The 16583-nt window shown below is 41.1% G+C and carries 17 protein-coding genes; 13 read left to right on the top strand and 4 right to left on the bottom strand.

What is annotated here, in order from left to right; translation table 11 throughout:
* Positions 1-173 precede the first annotated feature (173 nt).
* On the top strand, positions 174-875 hold the full coding sequence (locus tag CKW02_RS09990) for an AIM24 family protein (RefSeq protein ID WP_003216095.1): 702 nt from the start codon (positions 174-176) through the stop codon (positions 873-875).
* A gap of 33 nt (positions 876-908) precedes the next feature.
* On the opposite strand, the gene CKW02_RS09985 is transcribed toward CKW02_RS09990, so the two are convergent.
* Both CKW02_RS09985 and metA read right to left on the bottom strand, forming a co-directional pair.
* Complete coding sequence (locus CKW02_RS09985; RefSeq protein ID WP_003215454.1) at positions 909-2060, bottom strand: diglucosyl diacylglycerol synthase; 1152 nt, start codon at positions 2058-2060, stop codon at positions 909-911.
* Between the two features lie 228 nt (positions 2061-2288).
* Positions 2289-3197, bottom strand: a complete 909-nt coding sequence (gene metA, locus CKW02_RS09980) for a homoserine O-acetyltransferase MetA (protein WP_003215782.1) — start codon at positions 3195-3197, stop codon at positions 2289-2291.
* A gap of 138 nt (positions 3198-3335) precedes the next feature.
* Here metA and CKW02_RS09975 point away from each other — a divergent pair, with 138 nt between their 5' ends.
* From CKW02_RS09975 to CKW02_RS09945, 7 genes are all read left to right on the top strand, one after another.
* Positions 3336-5018 carry a formate--tetrahydrofolate ligase gene (locus CKW02_RS09975; protein ID WP_003215909.1) on the top strand — a complete coding sequence of 561 codons (1683 nt, stop codon included), beginning with the start codon at positions 3336-3338 and terminating at the stop codon, positions 5016-5018.
* A 74-nt stretch (positions 5019-5092) separates the two neighbouring features.
* The gene (locus CKW02_RS09970; RefSeq protein ID WP_003216059.1) at positions 5093-5575 is read left to right on the top strand and encodes a glutathione peroxidase; all 483 of its coding nucleotides are present in this window, start codon (positions 5093-5095) and stop codon (positions 5573-5575) included.
* A 13-nt stretch (positions 5576-5588) separates the two neighbouring features.
* The gene (locus CKW02_RS09965) at positions 5589-6200 is read left to right on the top strand and encodes an HD domain-containing protein (protein WP_003215594.1); all 612 of its coding nucleotides are present in this window, start codon (positions 5589-5591) and stop codon (positions 6198-6200) included.
* Between the two features lie 30 nt (positions 6201-6230).
* Positions 6231-7367 carry a conserved virulence factor C family protein gene (locus CKW02_RS09960; protein ID WP_003215956.1) on the top strand — a complete coding sequence of 379 codons (1137 nt, stop codon included), beginning with the start codon at positions 6231-6233 and terminating at the stop codon, positions 7365-7367.
* Positions 7368-7673: 306 nt separating this feature from the next.
* Entirely contained in the window at positions 7674-9350 is a 1677-nt protein-coding gene (gene ilvD, locus CKW02_RS09955; protein ID WP_050943890.1) for a dihydroxy-acid dehydratase, read from the top strand.
* A gap of 81 nt (positions 9351-9431) precedes the next feature.
* The gene (locus tag CKW02_RS09950; protein WP_003215999.1) at positions 9432-9866 is read left to right on the top strand and encodes a BrxA/BrxB family bacilliredoxin; all 435 of its coding nucleotides are present in this window, start codon (positions 9432-9434) and stop codon (positions 9864-9866) included.
* 66 nt (positions 9867-9932) lie between these two features.
* Positions 9933-10721 (top strand): class I SAM-dependent methyltransferase, encoded by a 789-nt coding sequence (locus CKW02_RS09945; protein WP_003215799.1) that lies wholly within the window; start codon positions 9933-9935, stop codon positions 10719-10721.
* A gap of 100 nt (positions 10722-10821) precedes the next feature.
* Here CKW02_RS09945 and CKW02_RS09940 read toward each other — a convergent pair whose 3' ends face one another.
* Positions 10822-12174: an IS1182 family transposase gene (locus tag CKW02_RS09940; protein ID WP_003215639.1), complete on the bottom strand. Its 1353-nt coding sequence runs from the start codon at positions 12172-12174 to the stop codon at positions 10822-10824.
* A gap of 547 nt (positions 12175-12721) precedes the next feature.
* Between CKW02_RS09940 and CKW02_RS09930 the strand changes: the two genes are divergently transcribed.
* From CKW02_RS09930 to CKW02_RS09910, 5 genes are all read left to right on the top strand, one after another.
* Positions 12722-13327 (top strand): YpjP family protein, encoded by a 606-nt coding sequence (locus CKW02_RS09930; protein ID WP_003215665.1) that lies wholly within the window; start codon positions 12722-12724, stop codon positions 13325-13327.
* Positions 13328-13345: 18 nt separating this feature from the next.
* Positions 13346-13873, top strand: coding sequence for a phosphatidylglycerophosphatase A family protein (locus tag CKW02_RS09925; RefSeq protein WP_003215861.1), 528 nt, complete (start codon positions 13346-13348; stop codon positions 13871-13873).
* A 107-nt stretch (positions 13874-13980) separates the two neighbouring features.
* Positions 13981-14775, top strand: a complete 795-nt coding sequence (locus CKW02_RS09920) for a thymidylate synthase (RefSeq protein ID WP_003216056.1) — start codon at positions 13981-13983, stop codon at positions 14773-14775.
* The gene (locus CKW02_RS09915; RefSeq protein WP_003215564.1) at positions 14772-15257 is read left to right on the top strand and encodes a dihydrofolate reductase; all 486 of its coding nucleotides are present in this window, start codon (positions 14772-14774) and stop codon (positions 15255-15257) included. The genes CKW02_RS09920 and CKW02_RS09915 overlap by 4 nt, the downstream gene beginning before the upstream one ends.
* A 19-nt stretch (positions 15258-15276) precedes the next feature.
* On the top strand, positions 15277-15900 hold the full coding sequence (locus CKW02_RS09910) for a lysophospholipid acyltransferase family protein (protein WP_003216123.1): 624 nt from the start codon (positions 15277-15279) through the stop codon (positions 15898-15900).
* 35 nt (positions 15901-15935) lie between these two features.
* Here the strand turns inward: CKW02_RS09910 and trhA are convergent, their stop codons facing one another.
* Complete coding sequence (trhA, locus tag CKW02_RS09905; RefSeq protein WP_003215766.1) at positions 15936-16574, bottom strand: PAQR family membrane homeostasis protein TrhA; 639 nt, start codon at positions 16572-16574, stop codon at positions 15936-15938.
* Positions 16575-16583: the final 9 nt, after the last annotated feature.

The following is a 16583-nucleotide window of genomic DNA, read 5'->3' as shown; positions in this document are numbered from 1 at the left end:
GATGGTTCCACTATACACCATCAAAAGTAAAGCGTCAAGCGGGAGAGCCAAATTTTGAGCAGAATGTTTGATTTTTTTTGACAAATAACAATAATAGCTAAACCGTCCCCATTTTCTGAAACTTTATGCACAGTTTGTCCGTATATAAAAAAAATACAGAAAGAGGTGCTATCATGAATCGTTATACACTCGAAGAATTTGTTCAGAATACGCAGCAGGAAGATAAGGGAGAAGGGGTCTTCGAACTTGAAACATCAAGACTTTTAGAAATTAATTTGACTGATACCATTTGGGCAAAAACAGGTTCCATGGTTTCGTACCGAGGCAAAATCAAGTTTGAACGTGAGGGCGTGTTTGAACATGGCGTCTCAAAGATGTTTAAAAAAATGCTGTCAGGAGAAGGCACTTCACTCATGAAGGCAACAGGTGATGGGAAATTATATGTAGCAGATCAAGGCAAAAAAATCTCAATTCTTCGTTTAACTCAAGGGGAATCCATTTTTGTGAATGGGAATGATTTGCTCGCATTTGAACCTTCAGTCCGCTGGGATATCAAATTGATGAAAAAAGTGTCGGGGATGCTTGCAGGCGGATTATTTAATGTCAAATTAGAAGGACCAGGCCTTGCTGCGATTACGAGTCATTATGAGCCGCTCACATTGATTGTTCAGCCGGGTGACTCTGTCTATACAGATCCAAATGCGACAGTTGCATGGTCAGGGGATTTAAAAACTGAATTTGTGACAGATGTTTCATTCAAAACCTTTATTGGCAGAGGAAGCGGAGAGTCTATTCAAATGAAATTTAGCGGAAGCGGCTTTGTTGTCGTGCAGCCGTTTGAAGAAGTGTACACAACAAATGGAAATCAAGGATAAAGAAAAAGGTGTCCGTCAATGACGGACACCTTTTTATGATAATGCGCGAGCATACGTTTTGTTATTCGTGATGATATCTGATTGCTCAACGATATCTTCCAAAATGGTTTGAGAAGAATGCTTTAAGTGAAGATTTTTCATGTTTTGTTTCATGGTTTCTAACTTTTCTTCATCTTGAAGCAAGTTGGTCACAGATTCTAAAATGTCTTCATGTCTGTTGATGACGATGGCTGCCCCATAATCTTCAAAGAAATGAGCATTTTCCTTTTCTTGTCCAGGGACAGGCTTGTAAAGAATGACTGGGACGCCGATTGCAGTTGCTTCTGTTAAAGTAATGCCACCTGGTTTTGTGATCATACAATCTGTTACTCTGAACAATTCATCAATTTGTTCCACATATCCAAGCGCCTTCAATTGATCTGGATGTGCTTGTTCAAGATCGCTTAGTGATTGTTTCAGCGCTGCGTTCTTTCCGCATACAACAACAATTTGTACTTCACTGTCTAGAAGCAATGCTTCACATAATTCCTTGACATTTTTCAGTACACCATGAGCACCGGCCATAATCAGAAGAACTTTTTTGTTTGATGATAATCCATATTTTTTATAAATCTTCGATTTTGGCACGTCTGCTTCAAATTGTGGTCTAATAGGAATGCCTGTCACTTTGACATCGCTTGGATGTGTGCCGATTTCCACTAATTTTTGTTTCACATAATCGGTTGCAACATAGTACCGGTCGATGTTTTCATGTACCCAAATCTTATGAAGACAGAAATCTGTCATGACATTAAATGTCGGGATGACTTTTCCTGTTTTGTTCCGGTATTCAGGAACAACAATCATCGGGAATGTAATAATAATCATATCCGGATTGTGTAATTGGATAAGTTCATCAAGACGCTTATTTCCCATTTTTAAATAAATGTTAAATTTGCGTTTATTGTAAATTTTATCTACACCGTAATAAAACAAGCGATAAAATTGTTTCCCAATGGAAAAGCTCTTCAAGTATAAATATTGAGTCACTTCCGACACAATGGGGTTTGATTCTTGATACAAATTAGAAACTACAACATGCTCAAAGCCTTGAGATTTGCACTCATCATACAGTGTTTTAGCCACCTGCATATGTCCATTTCCATAATTTGCGGTCAAGATTAATATTTTTTTATTGGTATTCAAGAATATTCACCTCAAATGTAATCAACAACAACAAAACTTCGTACGAAAACTATTAATCTCATAGGTCTACATATACATAAAGATAACATATAAACAGTCAGAGCATATCATTCGTTACGAAAGAATTAAACTAATTTTAAAAAACAACAAGACTAAATTGATAATGGAAGACAGAGCCATTTGTATTTTAACACATTTTGGCCATTTATCATCAGACTACAGTCTATTTTATTCCCAAACGTATGGTGTTTCTTGATAAACATAATAATTGAGCCAGTTCATAAACAGTAAAGTGGCATGGGCTTTCCATCGATTCACTGGGACTAATGTGTCACCATCTTCTATAAAATAGTGGACAGGTTTTTGGACTGTATCATCCTTCAACAAATCTCTTTCATATTCCTGCTTCAATGTGTCCGTATCATATTCAGGATGTCCAGTTAAAAATACTTGTTTATCATCATCTGAAACAATTAAACAAACACCCGCTTCTTCAGAGACACTCAATACTTTCAAATTCGGCGTGTTTTTTAATTGTTCTGTATTAATATCTGTATGCCTCGAATGTGGGACATAGTATACTTCATCGAAACCTCTGACTAATCTTTCTTTTTTCTCTTTCACAAGATGCTCAAATACACCAAATTTTTTCTCTGCAAGCTTGATTTTCTCAATACCATAATGGTGATATAGGCCTGCCTGTGCACCCCAGCAAATGTGAAGAGTAGACGTCACATTCGTTTTACTCCAGTCCAAAATGTCCTGCAGCTCTTTCCAATAGGATACTTCTTCAAAAGCTAAATGCTCAATTGGTGCGCCGGTGATGATCATTCCATCAAATTTCTTATGGCGAATCGATTCAAAGGTCGTATAAAATTCATCTAGATGCTCTCTCGACGTATTCTTCGGTGTATGCGTACTTGGAATCAAAAACGTAAAGTACACTTGCAAAGGAGAATTTCCGAGCATTCTTAGCAGCTGCGTTTCAGTTTGTATTTTTTTTGGCATTAAATTTAAGATCACGATATTCAAAGGACGGATATCTTGCTTGAATGCCCTTGTCTCATCCATGACGAAAATGTTTTCGCTCTCTAGTATTTGTTTTGCCGGCAGATGAACTGGTATGTTAATAGGCAACTCGCCACCCCCTGAACCAAAGCTAATTTCATTTCATTATAGGAACTTTCTGGCGATATTTCAATGTTTCAATTATGTTACAATGAAAAACAGAGCAAAAACAAAGCTGTTTCTCGAAAAAAAGGAGGCCGTTTATTTATGATCACAAAGCATTTATCAGATATTGACATCGCCCAAAAGGCAAAGCTGAGACCTATTCAAGACATCGCAGCAAAGCTGCAAATACATGACGAAGAATTAGAATGCTATGGTTTCACAAAAGCGAAAATATCTTTGACTATTTTTGACCGTTTAAAAGAACAAAAAGAAGGACATGTGATCCTTGTCACATCGATCAATCCAACGCCAGCAGGTGAAGGGAAGTCCACCGTCACAGTCGGGCTCGGTCAAGCCTTCGAAAAAATAGGGAAAAAAGCAATCATAGCAATGCGAGAGCCTTCATTAGGTCCTACAATGGGTATAAAAGGCGGTGCAGCAGGTGGAGGATATTCACAGGTGCTACCAATGGAAGAAATCAATCTTCATTTTACAGGAGATTTTCATGCCATTACTTCTGCACATAATGCCTTATCTGCGTTCATTGATAACCATATCCATCACGGAAATGAACTCGGCATCGATGCGCGCCGCATTGTATGGAAGCGAGTGCTTGATTTAAACGATCGTGCTTTAAGACAGGTCGTTGTCGGACTTGGTGGACAGGTAAATGGGTATCCTAGAGAAGACGGGTTTGACATCACGGTTGCCTCCGAAATGATGGCCATCCTTTGTTTAGCAGATGACTTAACCGACTTGAAAAAACGTCTTTCTTCTATTGTTGTTGCCTATAATCAAGACGGGGAGCCAGTCACTGTTGGTGCACTTGGATATGAAGGTGTTCTGACGTTACTTTTAAAAGACGCACTCAAACCGAATCTTGTACAAACGATTGAAGGAACTCCGGCCCTCGTTCATGGCGGTCCTTTTGCCAATATTGCGCATGGATGTAATAGTTTAATTGCAACTAAAATGGCGGCGAAATTAGCCGATTATGTCGTAACAGAAGCTGGATTTGGAGCAGATCTTGGAGCAGAAAAGTTCCTGCACATTAAAACAAGAGCTGGTGATTTCAAGCCTGGTGCAGTTGTCATTGTGGCGACTGTCAGAGCATTAAAGATGCATGGCGGAATGAAGAAAACAGAACTCAAAGAAGAGAATGCACAAGCTGTATTAAAAGGTATACATAATTTAGAAAAGCATATTGAAACCGTCCAAGCCTTCGGTCTTCCGTACATTGTCGCAGTTAACAGATTTATCACTGATACAAAAGAAGAGATTCAAGCGATAGAAGATTGGTGCCACGCACATGGCCACCCAGTCCAAGCTGTGAATGTATGGGAAGAAGGAGGAGAAGGCGGGACAGCACTTGCCGAAGAACTCGCAACACTTATTGAAAAGAAGAAGAACAGCTTTTCCTATTTGTATGAAGAGCATGATTCCATCGAAGAAAAATTATCTAAAGTTGCCAAAGTGGTTTACGGAGCAGACGGGGTCACACTCACTTCAAAAGCAAGAAAACAGCTGGCAGCCATCGAGGAAAACGGCTGGGGGCATTTACCGGTTTGTATGGCAAAAACGCAATATTCACTTTCAGATGATCCAGCTTTAATTGGGAGGCCTAAGGGCTTTACCATTACGATTCGTGAGTTAAAACCATCTGTAGGAGCAGGATTTATTGTTGCTTTAACTGGAAGCATTTTGACAATGCCTGGATTACCTAAAAAACCAGCGGCGCTCGAGATGGATTTATTAGAAGACGGCAGTGTGACAGGACTCTTTTAACCGGAAGCATAAAAAGCGATTTTATAAAAGAAGCATGTTACGATAGGAAAAAGTGAATCCTAGGAGGCTATGAGATGTCAATTTATGATATTCAGGTCAAGACCATTAACGGTCAAGAAAAATCAATGGCAGATTACAAAGGAAAAGTACTCATTATTGTCAACACAGCAAGCAAATGTGGACTGACTCCTCAATTTAAACAACTGCAGGAGCTATATGATCAATATCATGAAAAGGGCCTTGAAATTTTAGGATTTCCATGTAACCAATTTATGAACCAAGAACCAGAAGGAGAAGAAGCCATTCAAGAATTCTGTTCTTTGAATTATGGGGTGACCTTCCCTATGTTTGCGAAAGTAGATGTCAATGGTGACAACGCGCACCCGCTCTTCAAACATTTAACAAGTCATGCAAAAGGTGTACTTGGCACGAAAACAGTGAAATGGAATTTCACAAAATTTATCGTGGATCAAAACGGAGAAGTCACTGAGCGGTTCTCTCCGAAAACATCACCAAAAGAATTAGAAAGCTCCATCATCGCTCTTTTGGACAAATAAGGTGCTCACCGTCATGCAGAAAAAACAATTGGAGGCAGCTGCCTCCTTTGTTTCAGATCGGCTGAAATATGAACCGACTGGACACGATGCGGCTCATATTGATCGTGTGCGGCAGCTTGCCTGCCAGATTGCTAATCAGGAAGGCGGCTCTCTGTTTGTGATCGAAATGGCAGCGATTGTTCATGATGTCATAGATGAAAAGCTGTCGAGTGAATGGAAGCTTTCACCAAAGCAGCTTGAGCTTCAGCTCCTTTCTTGGGAAGTTAATACGCGAGATATTCATTATATCATGGACATCATTACAACGATGTCTTTTCGTCATCGACATAAGCAGAATAGACCAATAACGTTAGAAGGGGCCATTGTTCAAGACGCAGATCGGCTCGATGCGATAGGAGCAACCGGTATTGCGAGGGTGTTTACTTATGCAGGCGCAAAAGGGGAACCCCACTATACAAAGGACACGCAGCAGGGCTCCGTGCTAAAACATATGGAAGAAAAACTGCTCAAATTAAAAGACTTAATGAACACTCGTTCTGGAAAGCAGCTTGCTGAGGAGCGGCATGATTTGATGAGCCTATTTATCAAGACATGGAAAGAAGAATGCGGCCTTACAGATGAGTAGGGTCTTTATGTGTGTAAGGAGGATGTATAGATGAAAATAACAGCGATAGAACCGACGCCAAGTCCAAATACGATGAAGGTCATTTTGACAGAAGCACTTGCCGGCGGGAAAAGCAACAACTACAAAAAGGATCAAAAAGACGAAGCGCCAGAGATGATTAAGCGTATTTTGAACATTGAAGGTGTAAAAGGTGTTTATCATGTCGCAGATTTCTTAGCGGTTGAGCGTAATGCAAAGTTTGACTGGCAGGGCATTTTGCAGCAGGTCAGAGAAGCCTTTGGTCAAGAAACAGAAGGCCTTCAGGAAGGGTCGCAGTCTGGCGGTGACACATTTGGCGAAGTCAAAGTGTTCATCCAAATGTTTAATGGGATTCCGATGCAAGTCAAATTAACGGACGGTGAAAGAGAAGAGCGGTTTGGCATGCCTGAACGCTTCCAAGCAGCCATTTTAAAGCTCAGAAGCAGTTCAGACAATGTCGTATTTGAACGTGTGTGGAAAGAACATGGCGTTCGTTTTGGTGACTTTGCAGATATTGGCCAGGAAGTGACAGAAGAGCTCCAAGCAGCCTATGATGACGAACGTTTAGCCCGCTTAACAGAGGCAGTCAAAGAAGGACAAGAAGCTGTAGATCGACAGGTGAACCGAAAGGCATATGATGTGACAGAAGAAATGCTGCGCGAGGAAGATTGGAAAAAGCGTTTTGCCCATTTAGAGCAAATGCAGCCAGAGCAAAAGGATATACCTGTTTTAATGAAAGCAATGGAGGACCCTAAAACATCGATTCGCAGACAAGCCGTTGTGAATGCTGGAATGATTGAAGATCCTGCTATTCTGCCTATTTTATATAAAGGGCTTAAAGATAAAACAGTGACGGTCCGCAGAACCGCTGGAGACTGCATTTCAGACCTTGGTGACCCGAGCGCTATAGAAGCAATGATCGAATCATTAAAGGATCCAAGTAAACTTGTTCGCTGGCGTGCAGCGATGTTTCTTTATGAAGAAGGTGACGAAACAGCACTTGACGCATTAAAAGAAGCTGAGCAAGACCCTGAATTTGAAGTCAGCCTTCAAGTGAAAATGGCGATTGAGCGCATTGAGCACGGAGAAGAAGCGAAAGGCTCAGTATGGAAGCAAATGACAGAAAGTAGAAAAAATGCATCAGAATGATGAGACTTATGAGCAAGCTGCCAATGATAGGTAGCTTATTTTTCTAAAATCATAGACAGAAAAATTTTTTTAGAAAAATTATTTTGAATATTGTTGAAATATACGAAAAAACTCTATATAGTAGTACCAATATAGAATATTGGAGGTCAGATTTTATGACACGAACCATGCTGAACACTAGCTTCAGCAGCCATGCTGGTCATCGGTCATTCATCGGTGGCTAAATAAACAGAAAATTTGTAAAATAAAATCAACTCAAAATCATACAGTCAACAAGACTTGTAGTATAGGAGGCTTTTTAAACAGATGGCAGAACTTCGTAGTAATATGATTAAACAAGGAATTGACAGAGCACCTCACCGAAGCTTACTAAGAGCAGCGGGAGTAAAGGATGAGGACTTCGGCAAGCCATTTATTGCTGTTTGTAATTCCTATATTGATATTGTCCCAGGACATGTCCATCTTCAGGAATTCGGAAAGATTGTGAAAGAAGCCATTCGTGAAGCTGGCGGCGTCCCATTTGAATTTAATACGATTGGGGTCGATGATGGAATTGCGATGGGCCATATCGGGATGAGATATTCACTACCAAGCCGTGAAATCATTGCTGACTCTGTCGAAACCGTTGTATCTGCTCACTGGTTTGATGGAATGGTTTGTATTCCTAACTGCGATAAAATTACACCGGGGATGATGATGGCAGCAATGCGTGTCAATATTCCGACGGTCTTTGTCAGCGGTGGACCGATGGAAGCGGGTAGAACAAGTGATGGCAGAAAGATTTCCCTTTCTTCTGTATTTGAAGGCGTCGGTGCTTACCAGTCAGGTAAAATTAACGAAGAGGAATTAAATGAATTAGAACAGTTTGGCTGTCCGACCTGCGGATCTTGTTCAGGTATGTTTACAGCAAACTCAATGAACTGTTTAGCAGAGGCACTTGGAATTGCTCTTCCTGGAAATGGAACGATTTTGGCGACATCACCAGAGCGAAGAGAATTTGCGAAAAAGTCAGCAAAACAACTAATGGAGCTCATTAAAAAGGATATTAAACCACGTGATATTGTGACTGAGAAAGCAATTGATAACGCATTTGCATTAGATATGGCACTTGGTGGTTCAACGAATACAGTTCTTCACACACTGGCGATCGCAAATGAAGCAGGTGTTGAATATTCACTTGAACGCATCAATGAAGTAGCAGAGCGTGTGCCTCATTTATCAAAACTTGCTCCAGCTTCGGATGTTTATATTGAGGATTTACATGAAGCAGGCGGTGTCACAGCTGCGCTAAATGAATTGTCCAAAAAAGAAGGCGCCCTTCATTTAGATACAATGACCGTCACAGCGAAAACGATGGGTGAGAACATTGCAGGTCACGAGGTTAAAGACTATAACGTCATTTATCCAATCGACAAGCCATTTACTGAAAAGGGCGGCTTAGCGGTTTTATTTGGAAACCTTGCGCCAGATGGAGCCATCATTAAAACGGGCGGAGTACAAGATGGGATCACACGTCACGAAGGACCTGCGATCGTATTTGAATCCCAAGAAGAAGCTCTTGAAGGCATCATTAATAGAAAAGTAGAAGCAGGACATGTTGTCATCATTCGCTATGAAGGACCTAAAGGCGGACCTGGTATGCCAGAAATGCTTGCTCCTACTTCACAAATTGTCGGGATGGGTCTTGGACCAAAGGTTGCTTTAATTACGGACGGACGTTTTTCCGGCGCTTCTCGCGGTTTGTCTATCGGACACGTCTCTCCTGAAGCAGCTGAAGGCGGCCCGCTTGCCTTTGTTGAAAATGGTGACCATGTCGTGGTTGATATTGAGCAGCGCATTTTAAGCGTAGAGGTTCCAGAGGAAGAATGGGAAAAACGAAAAGCGAACTGGAAAGGCTTTGAGCCAAAAGTGAAAACGGGCTATCTTGCCAGATATTCAAAACTTGTGACATCAGCCAACACAGGCGGAATCATGAAAATTTAATCTGAAATAGAACATTTGAAAATTGGCTCTCTCTATAGTATCCTTTATTCACAACATAAGGATTTTAGAGGGGGCTTTTTTATGTCAATGGCATATGAAGAATATATGCGCCAGCTCGTTGTGCCAATGCGCCAAGAGCTGACAAGTGCAGGATTCCAAGAACTGACGACGGAAGAAGAAGTAGAACAAACGATGCAAGAGGCTGAAGGAACAACATTTGTTGTTGTTAATTCTGTATGCGGCTGTGCTGCCGGCTTAGCACGCCCAGCAGCGACTCAAGCTGTGATGAAGGCAGAAAAAGCGCCAGACAAAATCGTCACAGTATTTGCTGGGCAGGACCGGGAAGCAACGGCAAAAATGAGAGAATACTTCACTGGTGAAGAGCCATCATCTCCTTCTATGGCCCTTTTAAAAGGAAATGAACTCGTTCATTTTATCCCGCGTGACGAAATTGAAGGTCATGAAATGGAAGATATCATGAAAAATGTCTTAACTGCATTTGAAAAACATTGCTAATACACGTGTTGAAATGCCCTGTAACTAGATCAGGGCATTTTTTCTTGATCATGATGGAGGAACGATATGCTCATTACAACAAGCTTTAGAGCAAATGAACAAACGATTGAAACAGCGAAGGCTCTTGCAGAGGATTTACATGGTGAGTATGTAGAAAGACGCAAACAATCTGTCAAGCAGCTTGCGATGAAACGAGGAGATGTCCTTGTTGTCGGAAAAGAAAGATTTGAATGGTATCAGCCAAATGGTGAAAAGTTCTTCTTTCATCCAAGCTCAGCGATGTTCAGGGTGAAGCGGCTCTTGCGCGAAGAAAAGGATCCTTTAATTGAAGCAGCACAGCTAAAGCCGGGAGATTCCTTTTTAGATTGCACACTTGGCTTAGGGTCTGATGCGATTACTGCAAGCTGTGCGACAGGCAGGAATGGAAGGGTCGTCGGTATTGAAAAGAATCCCATTACGGCGTTACTAGTGAAAGAAGGACTGAATACATGGGAGACGGGGATAGAGGAAGCTGATGAAGCGATGAAACGGATTTCTGTTATCAGTGGAGACAGTATCGAGCAGCTAAAGAAGTATCCTGACTGTTCATTTGATATCGTCTATTTTGATCCGATGTTTGAGGAAACGATCCAAGAATCTACAAGTATAGCGCCGCTACGTCATGCGGCAGAGCACGACTTTGATCACGAAGCAGCCGTGCAAGAAGCATTAAGGGTGGCAAGAAAAAGAGTGGTGTTAAAAGATCATTGGAAAAGCACACGATTTAAAGCGGACTCTTACCAATTTCACGTCATCAAACGAAAAACAGCCCAATTTCATTATGGGTATATCGAGAAAGAAAAAAGCCCTCTCTAAGGGCTTCAGATTGTAGAGAAACTCATGTTTTTCTACAATCTTTTTTATTTTCATCGTAATGATGATGGATGAGATTTAAAGAAAAAGGCCTCCCACACACCTAGCCTAGCTTCGCTAGGTGTGTGGCAATCTTCTTCATGTTCTGACAGGCAGCTGTGAGAAGCACTTGCTCACTCACATTTTGTTTTCCCCTCAACCGGCAGTAGCGAAGCCCATGCAGTTGTTTTGAATCTGCAAAGCTTCGCTCTATTTTTTCTTTTCTTTTTTTATATAGCTCTTTTCCAGAAGCAGACAGACGATTTTGTCTGATCTTTTCTTTATGTTCTTCCCATACATGTCTTGAGATCACTTTTTGATGATTTTTCGACCTTGTACAGCTCTCTAGGAAAGGACACGATACGCATTTTTTAGGGTCTGATTTGTAGAACCGATAACCTTTTCGATCAGTTGTTGTATATAATAGCTTCTCACCATTTGGGCATATGTAGTGATCATGTTCAGAGTCATACTGAAATTTCCACTTCTCAAATAATCCTCTTGTTGGATGAAAGCGTCTATGTGCGATGACACCAAAAATACGGCGATCGGATAAACCTTTACAGATTGGGGTTGTCAAATAACCAGAATCAAGGGCAACAGCTTCTACTTGAAAACCAAATCGGGCGATTTGGTGATCCAATCGATCAAGATATGGAACGGAATCATGGACATTGCCGGGTGTGACATGGGCATCTGTGATGATGTTGTGCTTCATATCCGTTGTACGGTGGTCTAGGTAGAAAAAGCCTTCTGGCTTGTTTTCGCGATAAAGATAGCCACTTTCAGGATCAGTTTTACTTTGACGAATGTCTTTTTCTGTTTTCACCTCCTCTTTTTTCTTTAAGGGCTTTTTTCCGTGTACCTCTCGATCTTCTTGGACGGCTACATCTAATTCTTTCATATAGTTCTGAGTATCTTGTTCGATCGTTTTTCTTGTATATTTATGTTTATTGGCATTCGCTTTAAGATGGGTTGAATCAGTAAAAAGGACGCGCCCTCCAACCATATCGTGATTGATGGCTTGAAGCACAATCTCGTCGAAAATGTCTTGAAAAATCGTTGTATCTTTGAATCGAGTACGACGATTCCAGCTAATGGTCGAGTGGTGGGGAACGGGGTCATTGATGTTCAAACCTAAAAACCATCTATACGCCATGTTATAGTAAATTTCTTTTTCAAGTTGTCTTTCAGAACGGATACCGTACAGGTATCCGATAAACATCATTTTGAATAAAATAAGTGGATCAAGAGAAGGACGACCTTTATTCTCGCTATAATACGGTTTTACTTTATCTACGATAAATGAAAAGTCAATGTACTGATCAATTTTACGAAGCAGGTGATCCTCTTCGACCAGTTGATCTAGCAATACAAATTCGGCTTCGTGCTGAGAAGAATTTCTAGTGTGGAACATGAGAAAAACACCTTCCTTTAGTATGCTTTTCTCTATTATAAAACGGGGGAATGGAAACTTTAAGGGAAAAAATAAAGCTGTCGAGATTTTCTCGACAGCCTGAAGCCCTCTCTAAGGGCTTTTCAGCGTGTAGACAAACCCTCGCATTCGGTGTCAGTCCTGCGTGCTGGTGCTCACGAATGTCAAATTCGCTCCGCGCCAGTACTCGTCCTTCCTAGACTTCAAAGGTTTTCTATCACGCTGAAAAGAAGACAAAGGGCTAAAATCAAGATCATTTTAGCCCTTTGTCAACAATCTGAAAAGCCCTCTCTAAGGGCTTTTAATCCGTAATCTCCATATAGACAAAATAAAACAGTGTCAGCAAGGAAGCTGTGACGAAAAAGCCTTCAAGCATACCTATTCCTCCCAAATTTTAGTTGCCATTACTGTCATTGTAAACGTTTTATTATGAAAAAGAAAGTCTCAAATCAGTGACCAAATTGAATGACTGAAAATTCATTATATGCTAGAATAGCAGTATGATAACTTATGGAAGGAATTAGATATCATGAAGATGTGGATGAGAAAAACGCTTGTTGCGCTCTTTACCATTGCAACTTTTGGTTTGGTTTCTCCTCCGTCGGCTTTGATGACAGACAAGCCATCTGAACTTTCTTCACCTGATAAAACGCCTTATACAGCGGTTTATGATACATCAGGCTGGGAACGATCGCAAGAGGCAAGCAAAGAGCAGGTAGACCCCTTTGAGCAATATAAGGAAGAGGTTCTATCAAGTGCAGAAAATCAGTCATTTCTCAAATTCGGCCGTAAAATCACACCTGTCATTGAAGACGAGTACAGAGAAGAGATTCAACCGAAAATTGAACAAGTGTTAACCGATGTTTTAACAAATTTTAAAGATGACGAAAAATTTCAAGATGTTGTGTTAACTGATCAGCCTTCAAGCGGAAATGGCGAAAAAATCTTTCACATCTACAACCGGAAGACTGGAGAAGATTTGCTCCGTTTTCATGTGAGAAGAGATCAGCCGCCACACAGCGGATATTGGTTTAACTTTCACTACCATACAGCAGAAGATGGATTCCAGACGCATCATGAACTCGGTAATATTTACTGGGACAAAAACACCCCGCCGAGCTGGATGAGCCACTAGAAGGAGATGTCATGCCAATTGAAAAAGTATACAATGAACGAAATGGTGCAGATTACAAAACGAATGTTAAACGAACGCGGAGTGAAAATTGAAGATATTGCACACATTGTGCTAAAGCTTCAAGAAAAATATCATCCAAACCTTCCACTTAGTGTCTGTATTGAAAATGTTGAAAAAGTGTTGAATAAAAGGGAAATTGTCCATGCGGTTTTAACAGGACTTGCCCTTGATCAGCTGGCAGAAAAAAAGCTGTTGCCAGAACCTTTACAGCACTTAGTTGAAACAGATGAGCCGCTATATGGAATTGATGAGATTATTCCGCTTTCCATTGTCAATGTATATGGATCAATCGGCTTGACCAACTTCGGTTATTTAGATAAAGAGAAATTTGGTATTATCAAGGAATTAGATGAAGGTCGTCCAGGTGAAGTGCATACCTTCCTTGATGATCTTGTCGCCGCGCTTGCCGCAGCAGCAGCTAGCCGTATTGCTCACTCACACCAAGATATTAAGGACGAAGAGCAGGATCGAGTGAATCAAGTATAAAAGAAAAACATGTCTGCTCATGATTATGCAGGCATGTTTTTTTGGTGTTTAAACAAAAGCGGAAATAAGGTAAACTACAACAAGAACATAAATAAAGGATGAAAAAAATGAAACAATACAAAGAGTTATGCCGTCATGTATTACAGCACGGGGATGAAAAAGGTGACAGAACGGGAACAGGTACAATCAGCACGTTCGGTTACCAGATGAGATTTGATTTGCAGGAAGGATTTCCGCTGTTAACAACAAAGAAATTGCACCTGAAATCAATTATTCATGAGTTACTGTGGTTTTTAAAAGGTGATACAAATGTCAAATATCTTCAGGAAAATGGTGTCCGTATTTGGAACGAATGGGCAGATGAAAATGGCGAACTGGGCCGTGTATACGGAGCGCAGTGGCGATCTTGGGCTAGTGGGGACGGTGAGACAGTGGATCAGATCACAAAGCTGATCCACGATATCGAGCATAATCCGAATTCAAGAAGACTGATCGTCAGCGCTTGGAACCCGGCTGAAATTGATCAAATGGCACTGCCACCATGTCATTGTCTGTTTCAATTTTACGTATCACACGGGAAGCTTTCTTGCCAGCTTTATCAAAGATCGGCAGATATCTTTTTAGGCGTGCCATTTAATATTGCTTCATATGCTCTTCTCACGATGATGATTGCCAAAGTCACAAATCTTGAGCCAGGAGAGTTTGTTCATACGTTAGGAGATGCACATATTTATCAGAATCATCTTCCGCAGGTGAAAATGCAGCTAGAGCGCGAGGAACGCACGCTTCCGCAGCTTCGCATCACAAGAGATGTGAAGAGCATTTTCGATTTCACGTTCGATGATTTTGTACTTGAGAACTATGATCCGCATCCGCATATTAAAGGAGAAGTCAGTGTATGATTTCGATGATTGTGGCGACAGGAAAAGACAGAGTCATTGGTCAAGATAATCAAATGCCTTGGCATTTACCAGCTGATTTAGCGTATTTTAAGAAGGTCACAGGCGGCCATACGATTGTCATGGGCAGAAAAACGTTTGAATCCATTGGACGAGCGCTGCCTAACCGCCGAAATATCGTGCTCACAACAAGTTCTTCTTTTGAAGCAGAAGGATGCGAGGTTGTCCATTCCATTGCCGATATTTTGGCAATTGGGGAAAGCGAGACCGAGTTATTTATCATCGGCGGGTCTAAGCTGTATGAAGAAATGATGCCATATGCGGATCGTCTATATATCACGCATATTCACCATGCGTTTGAAGGAGACCGCTACTTTCCTGATTACAATGAAAACGAATGGACGGTTGTATCACGCAAAAAAGGCCATCGTGACGAAAAGAACCCCTACAATTATGAATTTGTCGTATATGACAAAAAAGGATAAATGAGTAGGAGGAGTACGGTTGTTTCGTTATTGGTTTTTAACGCTTTATGTTGTTGTATCCTTTTTTAAAAGTATGAGGCATTTGCATGCCCATGAATTAACTGATCCACGCATTTCCTATACGAAACGAATGCATCTCATTCATGAGCATGCAAAAAGGTTTGCCCGAGGATGTATTGACCAGTCAGGATCAGTTATGACCATTCACCAGCAAAAGAAGCTGCCAGATGGACCCGTTATTTATATCACACAGGCACTGAATCCAGTCACAACGACATTATTGATTGGTCACCTTGAAAAACCATTTGCTTTCATGGCAAAGCCGAATCTTTTTCGATATCCCATTTTAAAACAATGGCTGAAGAAGATGGCGGTTATTCATCAGAATCAATCTGATGATGCCTTATTAGAAGAAGCAAAGGAAAGAATCTTATCGGGGCAGAGTGTATTGCTTTCGGAATCATATCGTCACATGGCAGAGGCACTTGCTGAAGATTGTGATTGTCCGCTTGTACCGGTTGAAACAAGTGGAACGGAGCGTCTATTAACTGGGAAAGTCGTGAAAAGGCTGCGCCCTGTTAATGTTGATATTCATATTAAAGCACCTGTCATGATGAGCGATTACGCCCAAAAGCGCGCATAGAAAAACCAGCATCCACTTTCGGATGCTGGTTTTTTTCATGCAGCAGGAATGTTCACACAGTAGAAGAGAATGCAGAAGAACATTGATGCACTGCCGCCGAGAACAAAGCTGTGCCAAATGGCATGATGATAGGGGATTTTCCGCCAAATATAAAAGATGGTTCCGACTGAATACAATAGACCGCCTAACAGCAAGAGGCCAAATCCTGCGCCCGTTAATCCAATGTAAAGTGGTTTGATGGCAATGATAATCATCCAGCCCATTAATAAATAAACGAGGGTGGACACAATGATAAAACGTTTGACGAAAAAGATTTTAAAGACAATTCCGCCAGCAGCAAGAGCCCATACAATCGCAAGAAGCGTATAGCCGAGTGCGCCTTTTAATGGTCCGAGTAAAAAGGGCGTATAGGTACCAGCAATCAATACATAAATAGCCGAGTGGTCGAGGATTTCAAATACATCTTTTGTTTTTTTGTGCCGAATGCTATGAAGCAAGGTCGAGCTTAAATAGAGCAGCAGCATGGATGCCCCAAATATTGAAAAGCTCACGATCTCTGTGATAGTGCCGTATTGAACAGCGAATAACACGAGAAAAACAATGGCTGGTATGGATAAAATAACGCCAATGCCATGTGTAATGGCGTTTGCAATTTCTTCTTTTACAGTAAACAATGGATGTCC

It is taken from the genome of Bacillus pumilus, from assembly GCF_900186955.1.
In the GTDB taxonomy this organism is placed as follows: domain Bacteria; phylum Bacillota; class Bacilli; order Bacillales; family Bacillaceae; genus Bacillus; species Bacillus pumilus.
Note: the sequence above shows the minus strand (reverse complement) of the source record. Positions and strands in the feature narration are given on the sequence as shown.

Excerpts from the sequence above, each read along its gene's own strand:
- CKW02_RS09940 (WP_003215639.1), bottom strand. The coding sequence starts at position 12,174 with ATGTTCCACACTAGAAATTCTTCTCAGCACGAAGCCGAATTTGTATTG.
- CKW02_RS09920 (WP_003216056.1), top strand. The coding sequence starts at position 13,981 with ATGAAACAATACAAAGAGTTATGCCGTCATGTATTACAGCACGGGGAT.
- CKW02_RS09960 (WP_003215956.1), top strand. The coding sequence starts at position 6,231 with ATGAAAATAACAGCGATAGAACCGACGCCAAGTCCAAATACGATGAAG.
- CKW02_RS09965 (WP_003215594.1), top strand. The coding sequence starts at position 5,589 with ATGCAGAAAAAACAATTGGAGGCAGCTGCCTCCTTTGTTTCAGATCGG.
- CKW02_RS09930 (WP_003215665.1), top strand. The coding sequence starts at position 12,722 with ATGAAGATGTGGATGAGAAAAACGCTTGTTGCGCTCTTTACCATTGCA.
- CKW02_RS09990 (WP_003216095.1), top strand. The coding sequence starts at position 174 with ATGAATCGTTATACACTCGAAGAATTTGTTCAGAATACGCAGCAGGAA.
- CKW02_RS09950 (WP_003215999.1), top strand. The coding sequence starts at position 9,432 with ATGTCAATGGCATATGAAGAATATATGCGCCAGCTCGTTGTGCCAATG.
- CKW02_RS09945 (WP_003215799.1), top strand. The coding sequence starts at position 9,933 with ATGCTCATTACAACAAGCTTTAGAGCAAATGAACAAACGATTGAAACA.
- ilvD (WP_050943890.1), top strand. The coding sequence starts at position 7,674 with ATGGCAGAACTTCGTAGTAATATGATTAAACAAGGAATTGACAGAGCA.
- CKW02_RS09915 (WP_003215564.1), top strand. The coding sequence starts at position 14,772 with ATGATTTCGATGATTGTGGCGACAGGAAAAGACAGAGTCATTGGTCAA.
- CKW02_RS09970 (WP_003216059.1), top strand. The coding sequence starts at position 5,093 with ATGTCAATTTATGATATTCAGGTCAAGACCATTAACGGTCAAGAAAAA.
- CKW02_RS09975 (WP_003215909.1), top strand. The coding sequence starts at position 3,336 with ATGATCACAAAGCATTTATCAGATATTGACATCGCCCAAAAGGCAAAG.